The 15,108-nt window shown below is 70.8% G+C and carries 19 protein-coding genes; 15 read left to right on the top strand and 4 right to left on the bottom strand.

The window, feature by feature from the left end; genetic code table 11:
• The first annotated feature begins 28 nt into the window (after positions 1–28).
• From AC5677_RS41250 to AC5677_RS41190, 13 genes are all read left to right on the top strand, one after another.
• Positions 29–2,599 carry a DUF2637 domain-containing protein gene (locus AC5677_RS41250; protein WP_497197045.1) on the top strand — a complete coding sequence of 857 codons (2,571 nt, stop codon included), beginning with the start codon at positions 29–31 and terminating at the stop codon, positions 2,597–2,599.
• A 536-nt stretch (positions 2,600–3,135) separates the two neighbouring features.
• Positions 3,136–3,285, top strand: a complete 150-nt coding sequence (locus tag AC5677_RS41245; RefSeq protein WP_497197044.1) for a hypothetical protein — start codon at positions 3,136–3,138, stop codon at positions 3,283–3,285.
• Positions 3,285–3,485: a hypothetical protein gene (locus tag AC5677_RS41240; protein WP_497197043.1), complete on the top strand. Its 201-nt coding sequence runs from the start codon at positions 3,285–3,287 to the stop codon at positions 3,483–3,485. The genes AC5677_RS41245 and AC5677_RS41240 overlap by 1 nt, the downstream gene beginning before the upstream one ends.
• Complete coding sequence (locus AC5677_RS41235) at positions 3,482–3,784, top strand: hypothetical protein (RefSeq protein ID WP_497197042.1); 303 nt, start codon at positions 3,482–3,484, stop codon at positions 3,782–3,784. The genes AC5677_RS41240 and AC5677_RS41235 overlap by 4 nt, the downstream gene beginning before the upstream one ends.
• Before the next feature lie 70 nt (positions 3,785–3,854).
• Entirely contained in the window at positions 3,855–4,136 is a 282-nt protein-coding gene (locus AC5677_RS41230; protein WP_497197041.1) for a hypothetical protein, read from the top strand.
• Positions 4,129–4,872: a hypothetical protein gene (locus AC5677_RS41225; RefSeq protein WP_497197040.1), complete on the top strand. Its 744-nt coding sequence runs from the start codon at positions 4,129–4,131 to the stop codon at positions 4,870–4,872. The genes AC5677_RS41230 and AC5677_RS41225 overlap by 8 nt, the downstream gene beginning before the upstream one ends.
• A gap of 2 nt (positions 4,873–4,874) precedes the next feature.
• Positions 4,875–5,381, top strand: coding sequence for a hypothetical protein (locus AC5677_RS41220; RefSeq protein WP_497197039.1), 507 nt, complete (start codon positions 4,875–4,877; stop codon positions 5,379–5,381).
• Positions 5,382–5,466: 85 nt separating this feature from the next.
• The gene (locus AC5677_RS41215; RefSeq protein WP_497197038.1) at positions 5,467–7,842 is read left to right on the top strand and encodes a hypothetical protein; all 2,376 of its coding nucleotides are present in this window, start codon (positions 5,467–5,469) and stop codon (positions 7,840–7,842) included.
• A gap of 339 nt (positions 7,843–8,181) precedes the next feature.
• On the top strand, positions 8,182–8,523 hold the full coding sequence (locus AC5677_RS41210; protein ID WP_497197037.1) for a hypothetical protein: 342 nt from the start codon (positions 8,182–8,184) through the stop codon (positions 8,521–8,523).
• Positions 8,524–8,540: 17 nt separating this feature from the next.
• On the top strand, positions 8,541–8,759 hold the full coding sequence (locus AC5677_RS41205; protein ID WP_497197036.1) for a hypothetical protein: 219 nt from the start codon (positions 8,541–8,543) through the stop codon (positions 8,757–8,759).
• Positions 8,759–9,043, top strand: a complete 285-nt coding sequence (locus tag AC5677_RS41200) for a hypothetical protein (RefSeq protein ID WP_497197129.1) — start codon at positions 8,759–8,761, stop codon at positions 9,041–9,043. The genes AC5677_RS41205 and AC5677_RS41200 overlap by 1 nt, the downstream gene beginning before the upstream one ends.
• Positions 9,044–9,188: 145 nt before the next feature.
• Positions 9,189–9,626, top strand: coding sequence for an ASCH domain-containing protein (locus tag AC5677_RS41195; protein ID WP_497197035.1), 438 nt, complete (start codon positions 9,189–9,191; stop codon positions 9,624–9,626).
• The gene (locus tag AC5677_RS41190; RefSeq protein ID WP_497197034.1) at positions 9,623–10,327 is read left to right on the top strand and encodes a Pycsar system effector family protein; all 705 of its coding nucleotides are present in this window, start codon (positions 9,623–9,625) and stop codon (positions 10,325–10,327) included. Before AC5677_RS41195 ends, AC5677_RS41190 begins: the two co-directional genes overlap by 4 nt.
• 297 nt (positions 10,328–10,624) lie before the next feature.
• On the opposite strand, the gene AC5677_RS41185 is transcribed toward AC5677_RS41190, so the two are convergent.
• Positions 10,625–11,559 (bottom strand): IS5 family transposase gene (locus tag AC5677_RS41185; protein WP_497197033.1). Its coding sequence is split into 2 segments (ribosomal slippage): positions 10,625–11,218 and positions 11,221–11,559, totalling 933 coding nucleotides; the frame shifts between segments, so codons are not numbered across the junction.
• 91 nt (positions 11,560–11,650) lie between these two features.
• Here AC5677_RS41185 and AC5677_RS41180 point away from each other — a divergent pair.
• Positions 11,651–12,646: a GNAT family N-acetyltransferase gene (locus AC5677_RS41180; RefSeq protein ID WP_497197128.1), complete on the top strand. Its 996-nt coding sequence runs from the start codon at positions 11,651–11,653 to the stop codon at positions 12,644–12,646.
• A gap of 79 nt (positions 12,647–12,725) precedes the next feature.
• On the opposite strand, the gene AC5677_RS41175 is transcribed toward AC5677_RS41180, so the two are convergent.
• The 3 genes from AC5677_RS41175 to AC5677_RS41165 all read right to left on the bottom strand — a co-directional run bounded on the left by AC5677_RS41175 (position 12,726) and on the right by AC5677_RS41165 (position 14,012).
• Entirely contained in the window at positions 12,726–12,893 is a 168-nt protein-coding gene (locus tag AC5677_RS41175) for a hypothetical protein (protein ID WP_497197032.1), read from the bottom strand.
• Positions 12,894–13,006: 113 nt separating this feature from the next.
• Positions 13,007–13,654 (bottom strand): HNH endonuclease family protein, encoded by a 648-nt coding sequence (locus tag AC5677_RS41170; RefSeq protein ID WP_497197031.1) that lies wholly within the window; start codon positions 13,652–13,654, stop codon positions 13,007–13,009.
• Between the two features lie 124 nt (positions 13,655–13,778).
• Complete coding sequence (locus AC5677_RS41165; RefSeq protein ID WP_497197030.1) at positions 13,779–14,012, bottom strand: DUF6207 family protein; 234 nt, start codon at positions 14,010–14,012, stop codon at positions 13,779–13,781.
• A gap of 163 nt (positions 14,013–14,175) precedes the next feature.
• Between AC5677_RS41165 and AC5677_RS41160 the strand changes: the two genes are divergently transcribed.
• Positions 14,176–14,883, top strand: coding sequence for an HNH endonuclease family protein (locus tag AC5677_RS41160; protein WP_497197029.1), 708 nt, complete (start codon positions 14,176–14,178; stop codon positions 14,881–14,883).
• Positions 14,884–15,108 lie beyond the last annotated feature (225 nt).

The following is a 15,108-nucleotide window of genomic DNA, read 5'->3' as shown; positions in this document are numbered from 1 at the left end:
CCGTCGTGTTGACCCGAAAGGAGTTGGCGTGGCCGCCCGTTCCGCCACCCGCAGCAAGTCCAAGACGAGGAAGCCGGCCTCCGCGCCTGCGAAGAAAACGGCCGCTACCGCGTCCGCGAAGAGGACCGCCGCCGCTGCGAAGCCGGCCACGCACGTCCTGCAGGCTGCGCAGGAGACGGTGGAGCAACTGCCCGTGCAGGCCCAGGGTGAGGCCGCGGAACTGATCGAGCGCGCTGGCGAGCAGGCGCGGCACATCCGGCACGTGGCAGACGACCGCGCCCGGCAGGTCCTGGCCGAGGTCACCGAAGAGGCGGGGCGCCGGCTGCGCGAGGCCACCAGCGACGCCGACAGCACGCGAGCCGAAGGCGCCCGCGACGCCCAGGCGATGCGGGACGAGGCCCGCCGCGGTGCGAAGGACACCACCGCCGCGGCCCGCGCGGGTGCGGCCCGGCACCGCAACCGGGCCGAGCGTGCCGCCGCCGCGATCGAGCAGCGCGCCACGGACCGGGTCGAGCAGTTGCTCGTCGACGCCCAGGCGCGCGCTGAGGACCTGGCCGCCCAGGCCCGCGCCGAGGCCCGGCAGGCGCGCCTCGGCGCCCAGGCCCAGGCTCGGCAGATCCTCGCGGAGGCCACCGAGGAAGCCGGCCGCCGCCTGCGTGCGGCCGCCGAGGACGCCGGGGGTGACGCGCAGGAAATCCGGGCGCAGGCCCGCCTCCAGGCGAAGGCCGCCGTCACCGCGGCCCGCGCGGCCGCGGCCCGGCACCGCAACCGCGCCGAGCGTGCCGCCGCCGCCATCGAGCAGCGCGCCGCAGCACAGGTGCAGCAGCTGCTCGTTGACGCCCAGGCGGAGGCCGACGCTCTCCGCTCCCGTGCGGCCGACGAGGCCGGCAACCTGCGTTCCGAAGCGCAGGCGCAGCTCGGCCAGGCCCACGCCGAGGCCGAGCAGTGCCTCGCCGAGTCCCGCGCGGCCGCCGACGCCGTCCGTGCCCAGGGGCACAGCGATGCCGCCGAGCTGCGAGCGCAGGGCGAGAGCGAGGCCGGCCGGATCCGGGCCGACGCCGAAGCCGAGGCGGAGCGCCTGCGCAGTGAGGGACGGTCGGAGGCCGAACGGATCACCGCGCAGGCCCGCACGGCCGTTGAGGACGCGCAGCGCACGACCGAAGCGGCCCGGGAGGCTGCGCAGCGGCTGCGTCGCCTGGCCGAGGAGGACACCGAGCGGCAGCGCACCGAGGCGGCTGAGGACGCCCAGCGCACCACCGACGGAGCCCGCGCCGAGGCGGACCGGCTGCTGGGGGATGCCCAGCACAGTGCGGCCCGCGCCAAGGCAGAGGCCGACGAGCTGCTCGAGCAGGCGCAGGCGCAGATGACGGAGGCGGGGGAGCGGCAGCAGGCGGCCGATGACGCGGCTGCGCAGGCCGCTGAGGAACTGCGCCGGGCCACTGACCGCACCGAGCGGCGCCTGGCCCGCAAGGAGCTCAAGCACGAAGCCCGCAACCGGCGCCGCGACGCGGCCGCCGCCCGTAAGGAGAAGCGGCGCGCCAGCCGACCCGCTCTGTCGGACCGGCTGGTGCGGATCTCGGCGTGGTTTCGGAAGCTGTCGACCGATCAGGCCCGCCGGGTGCTGGTCGCCGGTCCGATCCTGGCGCCGATGGCGGTGGCCTGGTGGTCGCAGATGGACTACGCCAAGGCCGCGTTCGGCTGGTGGACGATCTTCGCGATCGGGTTTGCGGCTGCCTGGGAGTGCACCACGGCGTTCACCGGCTGGATGTACCACCAGGCCCGCAAGGCTGGTGACGCCGGGCTGTTGTACCGGATTTTCACGTGGATCTTCGCCTGCGGTGCTGCGGCGATGAACTACGCCCACCACTGCGGCCCCAACGGCCGGCCGACGCAGCCGGCGGTGGCCTTCGCCACGATGTCCATCGTCGGGATGGTGCTCTGGGAGCTGTATGCCTCCCTCCTGCACCGCAAGGCCCTGCGGGCCAAGGGCCAGGTTGCCAATGCCCGGCCGCGCATCGGCGTGATCCGCTGGATCCGCTACACCCGGCACTCCTTCACTGCTTGGTCTCTGGCCATCACCGATTCCACGCTCACCACACTGGACCGGGCCTGGGCCGCGGCCGAGGCCGAGGTCGCCCGCAGGGACACCCTGAAGGCGGCGCGTGACGGCCGGCCCCTGCCGTCCTCGTACCGGGTGGTTCCCGCCTCCGGCTCGGCCCGTCCCACACACGTTCCGGCGTTCGGGGTGAGCCTGACGCGGTTCGCCGAACCGCATCGCCCCACCGGCGTCCCGCTGGGCCGGTTCGCGCCCTCCCGAAAGGTTCGCGAACTGACCGTGAAGGGCGAACTGGAGGCTCCGCAGCGCGAACCGGTTCGCGAACCGGACGGCGAACCCGCCTCGCCCAGGTCCGCGAACCCCACACCGCGCGAGCGCCAGCAGATGGAGCAGGAGGAGCAGGTTCGCGCAGTGCTCGGACTGATCGGCGAACTCGGGTATGACGAGGTTCGCCTGCCCGTCGTCATGGAGCGAACCGGCATGGCGAAGACCACCGCCCACGCACGGCTCAAGACAGCGCGCGAACTCTACGCGCAGGCGTGAGCGCAACGGTTCGCGAACCTCGCGAACTCCTTGGGCGAACCGGATCCGGCGAAGGCGCGAACCCGGTTCGCCGGACTTCCGCAGGTAGCAACGATCTGGGGCGCAGTTCACGAACCAGTTCGCTGAGCGTTCGCGGACCGGGCGGGGCCGCAGGCGGGTTCGCCGAACCAGTTCCCGAACGATGCCCCACCCGCTTTGCCGGGCAGTTGCCCGAACCTCTTCGGCCGACACGGTTCGCGGATCTGGCGCTCGCCTCCCCCGAGACGAGACACCGCGAACCGCGAGCCGCGAACGCGAACCACTGACCGGTTCGGCGAACCACCCACGACTTTCTCCTGCCGACCGGTGTCGGCCCCAACCGTGCCCCGAGGGTGCGGGTGTGGGGCCGGCCACGGCCGCCAGGCGGCCACCGTGCGCCCGGCCCGCTTTTGCAGGGCCTGGCCGGGCGCACGTCCCTTTTCACCGACCGCGCGGCGGCCCGCTTTTGCAGGGCCCGGCCGCCGCGCGGCCTCTCGCTCGCAAGGAGCTGACTCAGCATGGCATTTCCCCGCATCTCCATCGCCCCCGGCAGTCGCCCCGACTCCCGCCACGAGACGACCTACCAGGCGTCCCGCGGCGGCCACTACAAGACCGAGCCCAAGCCGGTCCCCGCCACGCCCAAGTCGCAGAAGCGGGAGGCACGCTGATGGCGTTCTTCGGCCTCGTCGGCAACGACCGGCAGCTGGCGTCGACGACCTACGGCGACCGTGAGTCGGCCTCCGACAAGGCCGCCCGCAAGCGGCTGGAGGGCCACCGCCGCAACGCGCGGGCCGCGGACCGGCAGGGCCAGGCATGGGAGAACGCCGAGCGCGCCCGGCAGGACCTCAGGGGTCGGTGGGGCCGATGAGCGCGAAGACCGCGAAGGCCTCGCCCAAGACGCTGCGGGTCCGTGAGGAGCAGCGAACGCTCGCCGCGGTATCAACGGTCCTGCCCACCAGCAGCGGCGCCGCCTCCTGCACCACCAAACGCGACGTGTTCGACGTCGCCGACAGTGGTCGCGCGCCCCTCGAGATCCGCATCGAGGCGGCGACCACCTGCGCGAGCTGCCCGCTGCGCCAGGGCTGCGGGTTCCGCGTCGCGATGCCCCGCACCGACTCCCGCGCCCGTGCCCGCAACCGCGCACGCAACCGCAATCGCACCACCTGACCCGCCACCCAACGTTGCAGGCCCGCACCGACCCTGGTGCGGGCCTGCGCCTGTCCCAGACGGAGTGCTCGTGTTGGCCTGCCTGCTGCTCATCCGCCGTCCCCGCCGCCTGCGTCACCTGCGCCGCCTCGCCGCCACCGATCAGCCGGCGACCCGCACCCTGCTGCCCGGCCACCCCGCCCCGCCCCGCCCGGCCGCCGTGCCGCCGCAGCTGCCGCCCACCTTCGAGCCGGCCGAGCCGGTCCTCACCTCCCCGGCCGCGCCGGACGAGAACGAACGCTCCACTGCGATCCGTCTGCAGACGGCGGTCGACGGCCGCGCCCACACCGTCCCGGAGGCGCGCCGTGCCTGACGCCCCGCCCTCATTCACCAAGACCAGCTGGCCCCTGGGCGCGACCGACGGCGGCTGCTGCGCGCTCTGCCCGATCCGCCAAGGCTGCGCGCTCGCCGGCGACACCTATGTCGTGTGCCCCATCACCGGCACCGTCCCGCCCACCGCTCCACCGCCGCGTATCCCCGCCCAGCCCACCGTCGGCGCCGACGACGCCGACGCCGAGGATCCGTCCGAGCAGCGGCGGTTCGACGTCACCGAGGTCGCCTCCCGCGGCGTGGAGGCCGCGATCTCCGGGGCGTTCGGGTTCGGCTGGACGGATGTGGCCACCGCCCTCATCGAGCGCAGCGCCGTGTGGGACTCCGAGGGCAACAAAGTCGACTGGGGTCGTCTGCAGATCAAAAGGAATCTGCTGTGCATCGCAGTTGCCACGGCCGCGCCCCTGGGCGATCACACCGCGACCGTGTGGGTCGCCGACGCGGTGCGCACCTACAGCCTCGGCGCCGTCTTCGTCCCCGCCGGAATGACGCTGGCCTTCGTCGGGCCGCTATTCGTCGGCAAGCACGCATCCGGCGCTTTCGGCTTCCTGTGCAAGGCCTTGTGGGGCGTGGCCGCTGCCACTGCCCGCGCCGCCTGGAGCCTGATCACCTCACGTCTGGGCTGGGTCATCACCCGCCCCGCCATCTGGGCCGCCATCTGCGGCCTGACCGTCGCCACCTGGCGTTTCGTCGTCTACCGCCTGACAGGAGCCCTCTGACCATGAACATCTTCGACAACCCCGGTGCCAACGCCGGGTTCGGCACCCTGGCCTTCGCCGCGATCGGCACCGTCGTCATCGTCGCCGGCTTCAAGTTCAAGTGGCTGCGCGAGAAGTGGACCGTGATCCTGGTCGGGGTGTTCGTGCTGCTCGTCACGGTCAACTCCGCCGGAATCATCGGTGAGATCGCCGGAGCCCTGCGCCACGGTCTGAACGCGGGCGGCGAAGCCGCCGTACAGGGCGTGGCCGGCGCCAAGACCACACCGCACCCTCCGCGCACCACCATCACCCCCGTCTCGGCGGGCGGCGCAGTCGTGGGGCTGTGCGGCATCGCCTGGTACGCCGTGAAGCTCTTCGCCGCCAAGGGCAAGGCCAAGGACCGCAAGGAAATGATCATCGGTGCCGGTGTCGGCATCTGCTACGGCACCGGCCTGGGGTTCACCGGGTTCTTCGTCGCCGGCGCGGTCCTGGCCGCCAACAACGTCGGCCTGTGGCTCTTCGGCGGCTGATTCGGGCCGGGACGGTCCCCCACACCTCGCTGAGGTGTGGCGGGCCGCCCCAGCCCGGACCACCCGCCCACCACGGAGGACACAAGTGAGCACCACCCACCACCCCACCCCCCGGGGCGAGGTCGCCCCCTACGAGGGTGAATACGTCTGGGCCGAATTCGTCGACGACGAGGAGCCCGGCCCCCGCCCCAACGAGGACCAGGAGCAGCCCGCCGGTACACACGACCGTCGCAGGCCCGCCCACACCGCTGTGCGGGCCGCGGCCATCGTCCTGCGCGCCATCGCCGGTCACACCCTGCCCGGCCTGCGCCACGCGCGGGCCGCCGTCGCCCACTGGACGACGCTCGGCTACATGTCGGGCGAGGAGATCCGGCGCCGCCTGGTCAAGCGCCACCTCGACACCTACGTCGAGCAGCGCGAGGACATCACCGCCGACATCAACCGCCTGGGCAAGAAGGCCCAGAAGCTCACCCGGGACGCCGTCGACTACGGCCTGACCGCCGAAGAAGGCCGCCGCCTGAAGGACGTCGCCACCGAGCTGAAGCTGCGCCGCACCGCTGGCAAGGCGCTCACACGCATCCCGTTCGATGTCGCAGGCGCCCAGCCCACTGGCGACCAGATCCGCCAGTTCCGCACCGTGCGGGCCCTGGGGCGGTTCGTAGGCGTCATCGTGCCCGCCGGGGCCGCCGCCCTCGGCGTCGTCCTCGCAGCACCGCTGGCCGGCCTGGTGGCGGTGCCGGTGCTGGCCGGTGCGGCCTGGTGGCTGGGGCGTCACCCGCTGGCGCTGACGCAGCGGGCCCTGCCCGCCGAGCTGGTCGGCCCCCGGGAGCTGGAACCGCTGCCCGGGGTCACCGAGGACGCCACCGTCGCCGAGGAAACCCCAGCCGGGCTGTTCCCCGGCGACGACGGGAAGCCCTTCCCGATCCGCGCCGCGACCACCCCCGAGATGGCCACCGAGTGCGTTCGCCGGGCCCTGTGCATCGAGGGCATGCCGCTCGCCCACGTCGGCGAGGCCGTGTCCTACCCATGGGGTTGGGAGACGGTGGTCCGGGTGTCCGAGGGCACCCCGGCTGCCATCGCCGACAAGCTCGGCGCCCTGGAGACCCGGTTCGACGTCGGCGACGGCGACGTGATCCTCGAGCCCAACCGCAAGCGCACCGCCGAGGCCCTGCTGCGGGTGGTCACCGGTGACCTGTTCGGCGAGATGAAGCCCCCGCCCTACCGGGCCCCGCACTCGGTGGACATCAACGCCGCCGGGGTCTTCGGGATGAGCGCGGACGGAAGTGACCTCTCCTTCTCCCTCGCCGAGCTGATGGGCGAGGTGATCGCCCGCTCCGGCGGCGGCAAATCCACCATCATGCGGGACCTGCTCGACTGGACCACCGCCGCCCACAACGCGGTCACCGTCTTCCTGGACCCGTCCGGCGACGGACCGGGCCAGTTCACCGACGCGATCAAGCTGCCCATCACACACCCGATCCACATCGAGTTCGCCCTGCTGTCGCTCTACCGCCTGGCCACCGGCCGCGCCCGCATCCGCCGCAAGCTCGGCATGGGCGACAACTGGCAGTGCACCCGGGAGCACCCGGCGGTCATCGCGTTCATCGAGGAGTTCCCCAAACTCACCAAGCGCAGCAAGCAGATCATCGCCGAGCTGATGCTCGTCGGCCGAAAGGAAGGCATCTGGATCATCTTCGCCGCACAGGGGGCGACCAAGGAGTTGCTCGGCAGCAACATCGCCGAACACCCGGCGTTGAAGATTCTCGGCGCCTGCAGGGCAGTGGACACCGTCGGTGCCCTGGGAGGCGGCGCAGCCGACTTCGGGTACCTGCCACACCGGCTGCGCCCGAAGTCAGGCAGCGAACTCAACCACTGCGCCCAGACGTACATCGTCGGGGCCCCGGGCCTGTCCGAGGACCCCATGCTCCACAAGTGGCATTTCATTCCTGACGACGAGGGAGGCCGGCGTGCGGCCGAGCGGCTGGCCGCCGGTCTGGTCGACGTCGACCAGGCCTCGATCGATGCCGCGCTCAGCTCGCCGAACCCGCCGGGCCTGAAGTTCGCCGACGAGGACGAGTACCTCCACTACGTGCCGTGGCCCAAGCTGCTGAAGATGGTCGCCGAGGACGACGACGAGCCCGAGGCCCGCGGCCCGGCGGATCTGCCGCTGATCCTGCGGGCGTTCCGGGAGGCATTCGAGGCCGCTGAAAATCCTGACTTCCTGCTCACCGATCAGGTCCTGGACCACCTCGCACACTTCGGCCCCGAGTGGCGTCAGTGGGATGGCAGGGAGCCCGCGGACCGCCGCCGTGAGGGAGCCAAGAAGATCGCCCGAGAGCTGAAGAAGGCCGGCATCAGCACCCTCAAGACGGTCCGACGAACCGACCTCGACAAGGACACCCCGCCCTCCGGCTACCTCCTCACGGACGTCGAAGAAGCCCTCGACGCCTACCGGAACTGACACGCAACGTCACCACACCCGGCGCCCGCCGATCCGTCGCCGATCCGTCCGCGACCCGTCGCCGATCCGTCCGGGGGACGGATCGGCGACGGTCGACGGCAGATCAAGAGGACCAATCACCACCTGCGGAAACGGATCAGACAGATCAGATCCACACACCCCCGAAACGGGCCGTCAGAGCCCCACTCAGAGCCGTTTCCCCGCCCCCAGCAAACACCAGCGCCGCTGATCCCCCCGCCAGCCCCTACTGACTACCCAACGTCACACACCACTCGCCTCTGGCCCTCCTGGCACCCGCCATGGAGGGCCGCCACATACCCGCCGGAAAGAAGCGATCCCATGCGCCGGTACCTCTACCGCTGTCCCGTCTGCCGCACCACCAGCCCCCTCTGCCGGACCCGTGCCGAGCTCAAAGCCGAGGGCGAAAGCCACCGCGAAACGCTCCACGGCGGCCACTTCCCCGACGGCGAGAAGGCCGGCGAAGTCGACCGCCGCGGCCGCTGGTACACCGACCTCGGCCCGCTCGCCACCCTCCAGACCCGCCTCGCCGACGCCTACGCCGACCTCCGCGACCCCGACGGAATGGGCCACCGCCTGTGGGCCGGCGCTCTGGCCTGGCTCACCCTCGCCACCGCCGGTCTGACGGCTCTGTGGGCCACCACCGCGGCCCTCCAGCCCTAACTCGAAAGGAGTCGATTGTGTTCGTATCTCGTCAGGGACTCGCCCAGACCACATACCCGGAGCACACCAATGCGTCCGTGATTCTGCCGGACGAGGCGCAGCCGGTGAGGATGGCCGGCTGGACAGTGACCACCTGGTATCGCGACGCCAACCTCGGCGGTCGCCCGTTGTACCGCAGGACGATCGCCCAGGCGTTCACCGACGCCGCCGGCGAAGTGCGGCACCGCGAATGGTGATGCCGTGCCGGACCGCCCTGCTGCTGGCGGTCTCTTTACCGGTCACGGTCGCCGCGGCCGCCGCCACGCTCAAGGTCGGCCACTGGCAGCTGTACGCCGACCGGCACCGCATCGAGCTGACGCCCCGACCCCGCCGCTCCTGCTCCGACTGCCGGGGCGCGGGCGGCTGGTGGGTCGGCGGCGCGAATCCGGAGATGGAAGCGTGCGGCTGCTGGGCCCCCCGGCGCGAGCTGCGCATCCGGCTCCTGCCCGTTCCGGCCTGGCCGGACGAGCCTCCGTTCTGAACGACCCGGCCCCAGCCACACCGGCAGGGGTCGGGACCGCCGGGTGGCCGCGCATCGACAAAGGACCGGGCAACCCGAGGGCCGCTGCCCGCAGGGCGGCCGCGAGAACTCCTCCCATCCAACCGCTTCCACGGAAACCACGCCCATGACGATCTACGACCTCAGCGGCGACGTACGCGCTCTGACGGTGAAACAGCCCTATGCCGCCTGCAGTGCCGCCGGAGCCAAAACGATCGAGAACCGCAGCCGTCCCGTCCGGTGCTGGTCCGCTCCGGTGCTCATCCACGTCGGCCTGCGCCTCGACCGCGCGGCCCTGCGGGAGTCGCTCGTCGCCGCCGCCGTCCGCGGCATGGACCTGGAAACCGGCGCGGTGATCGCCGTCGCCCGCCTCGCCGGATCCCACCCCGACGACGGCCCCTGCACGCCCTGGGCCATGGCCGACCACCACCACTGGCTCCTCAACGACATCCAGCCCCTGCCACTGCCCGTGCCCTGCACCGGCGCCCTCGGCCTGTGGCGCCCACCGCCCCACGTTCTCAACCACGTCCGCACCCAGCTCACACCACTGAACGAGGCCCCATGACCGTCTTCCGCAGCTGCCCGGCCTGCCAGTCCCCCGACACCGAGGACTACGGCCAGCCCATCCCCCATACCGACGACAGCGCCGACTGCGCCCGCTGCCGCACCTGCGGCCACTCCTGGTCCCTGGACCCGGGCGCCAACGGCTCGTGCACCGACTGCGGCGGCAGCGGCCGCCTCGGCAACCAAGGCCTGTACGACCCGCGCTGCCCGTGCCACGAGGACACGCCCCAGCTGACGGCGTTATCACCTGCTGCCCGCGCCGACGCCAACCTCACAGCCCAAGTCACCACCCTGGAAAGCCAGCTCGGCCGCTGCGACAGCAAAGCCTCCCTGCTCCTGGCTCTCACCGGCGCGCTGCTCGCAGGCCTCGCCAGCATCACCCCCGACATCCACCCGCCCACGGGCGCCATCCTCATCGGTGTGCCGGGCATTGCCGCTGTACTGGCCGCGACCCTCCTGCTCCTCCTGGCGGTCCGGCCCTATACCCGCGGCGACGACCGCGCTTCCTGGCCCCACTGGGCACGCCTGACCCCTGACCAGATCTGCACCCAGCTCGCCGAAGACCGCCGTGCCCAGCAGATCGGCGTCCTGTCCCAACTCGCCGCCGCCAAGTACCGCCGCATCCGCCTCGCCGTCGACTTCATCATCAGTGGCCTCACCCTCCTGACGCTCGCAGCGATCACCGGCGCCGTCGGCGCGTGACGCCACCCACACGAAGGCTCCTGCGTGCCGCAGCAATGCGGCACGCAGGAGCCCTCTTTGCGTTCTGGGGCCGGCCCGCAAGGCCCGCACGCGATGCCCTGGCCGTTACGGACCGCGTCTGACGCTGCCATCCAGCGCCTTGCCGTCCCTCTGCTCGCCGCTCCCACGGGTTAAGACCGATGCCGTCCGGCGCGAGGCCGCCGTCGTAGCTGGTCGGGGCAAGAGAGGTTAGTTCCAGCGCAGGCTGAAGCAGGTTTGCGTCATTGGCGCCCGGCACGCTAGGACCTGTCCGGGCGATCACGTGCGGAGCCAGATGACGATGGCTGCGACGGTGACGGTGCCGAGAAAGACGTAGCCCCGCTTGTCGTAGCGGGTGGCGACTGCTCGTGCCTGCTTGAGTCGGTTGATCGTTCGCTCGACGGTGTTGCGTTTCTTGTACCGCTCTTCGTCGAAGCCTGGGGGCCGTCCGCCTCGTGAGCCCTTGCGTAGGCGGGCAGCCTGGCTGTCTGTCTTCTCCGGAATGGTGTGCCGGATGCCTCGATGTCGCAGGTAATGGCGGCAGGGCCCGTTGCTGTACGCCTTGTCGGCCGCGACACTCTGCGGCCTCTTGCGCGGCCTGCCGCGCCCGCGTCCTGGGACGCGAATCTTCTCCGGCACCGGTGCGAACTGAGTGCAGTCCGCCCGCTGCCCCGGCGTGACGACTACGGACAGCGGACGGCAGCGTCCGTCCACGCTCAGATGGACTTTCGTGGTGAAGCCACCGCGCGAGCGGCCCAGGCCCTCACCCGATGCGCCACCTCCACCAGGCGGCCGTGCAGGTTCTGCCACGGCGTTTCGTCCTGGTGTTCTGCCGTTGTGGCCCCCTTTTGATGCGGGGCTGGTGGTGGGTCGGTGCGGGCGCCGGCAGCGTGGTGGTGCGCGCGCACGGTCGTGGAGTCCACGGAGATGTCCCAGTCGATCTCACCCGCCGCATCGGCTGCGGCCTGGACCTGCTGCAGCACGCGCTCCCATGTCCCGTCAGCCGACCACAGCCGGTGCCGTTCGTAGACCGTTTTCCACGGTCCGAAGCGTTCCGGCAAGTCACGCCACTGCACCCCAGTCCGTATCCGATGCAGGATGCCGTCGATCACCTGGCGGTGGTCCCGCCACCGGCCGCACCGGCCGTTGCTCACGGGCAGGAACGGCCGCAGTCGGTCCCACGCCTCGTCCGTCAAGTCCCCGCGAACGGTCATGCTCCGGAAAACGAGTTCTGCCGTCTGATCAGCACGGCCTACGCTTCCGTGATCGATGACACCGCATATCCAACGTAACGCGGGTATTGATGTGGACGTGAACAGCGGCAGTGGCCTTGCATCGTGGGAACGGTTGCCTGGCTACGTCTTCCGGCCGTATCGCGGCCACGACGACCATGGCGCGATGGCCGCTGTGCGGCTGGGCTGTGCCCAGCGGGATCGGACCGACGCCCGCTCGGTTGTGGAAGGAATCCCGACGGCAGCCGAGATCGCCGAATCCTGCGCCAAGCTGGACGACCCATCCGAGAACCAGGTCCTGGTGGAGCACGACGGTGGCGTCGTCGGCTACTCGACGATCAGGTGGTGGCAGGAGCGGGACGGGACATGGCTGTACCTGCACCGCGGCTACCTGCTGCCCGAGCACCGCGGCCAGGGCATCGGCTCGGCCATGCTCAACTGGGCAGAAAGCCGTATCCGCCAGCTCGTGCAGCAGCATGGAACCGCGCAGACGGCCGTGATCGGCGCGAACGCCATGGCCTCCGAACAGGAGGCAACGGCGCTGCTGCTCGAAACGGGATACCGGCGTGTCTTCAGCCTGGTAGAGCTGGAGCTGTCCGATCTGCGACAGCTCTCCGACGGCAAGCCGTTGCCAGCCCGCATCCGAGTCGGTGCGGTCGATCCGAGCAGCTACCGCGCGGCCTGGAAGACGGTCGTTGATTCGTATGCGGATGCCGCCTTCACCCAGAGGTGGACGTTCGAGAGCTTCCTCGCTACTGCCGACCCGACCTGCTGGCGGGCTGCTTGGGATGGGGAGAGTATGGCCGGGGTCGCCTTGTGCTCCATCCGTCGGCACGACCCCGCTGTGGGCGAAGTCGAAGAACTGAGCGTCCGGGCAGAGTCAAGGCGTCTGGGACTTGGGCGGGCCCTGCTGCTGGACGGGCTGCGATGTCTTCGCGAGCACGGTGCGGAGACCGCCCGGTTGTACACCGGGACTGCGAATCCGCACCGGTCCTACGACCTCTACGAGAGCGTAGGGTTCCGGCGCCGGAACGAGCACGTCCGCTACCGCAAGCCGATCGCTGTCTGATCCGACAGAGGCAGCTCGGCAGCACCCTGACAGTGCGGATTGCAGAAGACTGAGCCCGGATTGATCGGCCGGACAGGTCCTAGTCGATCTCGATCTCCAGCTCTTTGATCTTCCCGCTGCTGCTGACCTCGGCGGTGATTTCCGTGTGTCGGTGGACGCCCGCGTCCTGGGCGGCGCGGACGAAGTCCTCGAGCTCCTCGAACGTGATGTTCTTCCATTTTCCCGTGAGTTTCAGCGTGCGCGGCATGCCCCCATGCTCGCTGATCACTACCTGCTGCCACAGGGCTTTGTTGGGCTTTGGTCGTAGACCCGCGGCGCAGGGAGAGCAGGGCGTCGGGTGGTGTGCGGAGGCCGGGCTGCTTACACCGGGTCGTAGTCCAGGTCGATGTCGGGGCAGGTGGTGGCGAGGTCGCGGAGGGCGTTGCGTTCGGTGTGGTCGATGGTGAGGTTCCAGCGGAGTTTGGTGGCGACCCAGTCGGCGATGTAAGTGCAGCGGGCCTCGGCGGCCGGCGGCATCCACTGGGCGGGGTCCTGGTCGGCTTTGGAGCGGTTGGTCTTCGCGGTGACGGCGACGAGGCTGCGTTCGGCGTCGAGGTCGTTGGCGTAGGCCTGGCGGCGGGCGGCGGTCCACTGGGAGGCCCCGGAGTCCCAGGCTTCGGCGAGGGGGACCATATGGTCGATGTCGAGGCCTCTGGGGTCGGTGACCGTCTGCTGGTCGTAGTAGCTGAACCAGACGCCCGAGAGGATCTTGCAGCCGGGTCCGGTCTCGACCGGGACGCGGGATTCGGAGATGAGGACCTCGGATCGGGTGTTGCAGCCGTCCTTGTCCTGGTCGACCCAGTGCCGGAACTTGGTGCGCTCGTAGCCGTCGCGAACTTCGGCGGCCTGAGGGAGGGCTTCGATGCCGTCGTGGAGGCTGATGGTGGCGGCGTGCGCGGGGGTGGCTGCGGCCAGGGGCAGCAGGGCGAGGGCTGCGGCGGCGAGGGCGCGCATAGTCGTTTTGATCACGATGTGTTGATAGCGCTGGTCCGGCACCGCATGTTGAGGAATGCCCGGGGCGGTCACCTTCGGGAGTGAGTAGTCGTACCAATAGCCTCAAACCTGCGACATGCAGGGGACGGCTCGCGGGTGGCTACGGGGCACCGGGGTCGAAGCTGCCGCCGGTCAGCGGGGCGCGGCGCAGGTCGGCGTAGGCGCGGACGGTGACGCCGGGCTGGCCGGGGGTGCGCCTGGGTGCGGAGGGGCCGCTGGAGAGCCACAGCCCGCCCAGCGCGTCCACCGCCTGGGTGGCGGTTTCCTCGTCGGCGGCGGTGATGTCGACCACGACCAGGCCCGGTTCGCTGACATGTCCCTCGGAGATCTTCATGGCACGGCAGACGCCGCGGGGGCCCGGCGGAGTTCGCCGTGATCGCGAACATCACCCAGATGAGTAGGCCCGGTGCTCCGGCGAGCAGTTGCACACCGCTCGACGGCCCGGAGGTTGGGTAGACGCCAGGAACCTGACGTTCTCTCACCGTCCCGGGGGTTCGATGCCTTACACACGTCGCCTTGCTGCGCTGGCCTGTCCGCTCGTGCTGCTGTCCGCAGTCGCCTGCACGACGAAGGCACCTGGCGAGGACAGTAAGCCGTCGGCCGCGCCGAGCTCGGGAGCCTCTGACGGGAAGGGCGGCGGGCACCGGCTGGCGGACGCGATGGGCCGGCTGAAGACTGCGACGGAGTCCCGGACCGGCTACGAGCGGACCAAGTTTCACCTGTGGATCGACGCCGACCACGACGGCTGCAACACCCGATCCGAGGTTTTGATCGCTGAGGCGGTGAAGAAGCCACAGCAGGGTTCGGGCTGCCGTCTTACCGGCGGCACATGGCGCTCGGCCTACGACGGCAAAACCCTCACCAACGCCCGCCAGCTCGACATCGACCACGTAGTTCCCCTCGCCGAGGCCTGGGACTCGGGTGCCTCGAAGTGGAGTGCCGACCGCCGCGAGGCCTACTCCAACGACCTCGACGCAGCGCGCAGCCTGATCGCGGTCAGCCTTGGCTCCAACCGCAGCAAGGGCGACAAGGACCCGGCCGAGTGGATGCCGCCGGCCAAGAACGACACCTGCACCTACGCCGCTGACTGGGTCGCATCCAAGCTCCGTTGGAAGCTCACCTCGGACCGCGCTGAGAAGGCCAAGCTCAAGCAGATCGCAGACGGCTGCCCGCGGACGATGGTGGCGTACAAGCCCGCACCGTAGACCGCCGAGGTATCAGGCTGGTGGCCCGGGGAATTCTGTCCCAGGCTACCGGTCTGTTGGTGTCGGCCTGCTGGGCGATGGTCCAGCGTGTGGTGGGGTGTCAGCGTCTGCGGATGGCCGCGATGATGATGCCGGGCCTGGGGATCCTGGAGAGCCTGAGGGTGTCGGGCGCGGATGCGCCTGTCCGCAACGACCGATGAGAGTGGCGGGAAACTGTTCCTTCGG

The sequence above is a fragment of the Streptomyces sp. JLSY215 genome (assembly GCF_059682825.1).
This window is presented reverse-complemented; position numbering and strand designations above follow the sequence as displayed.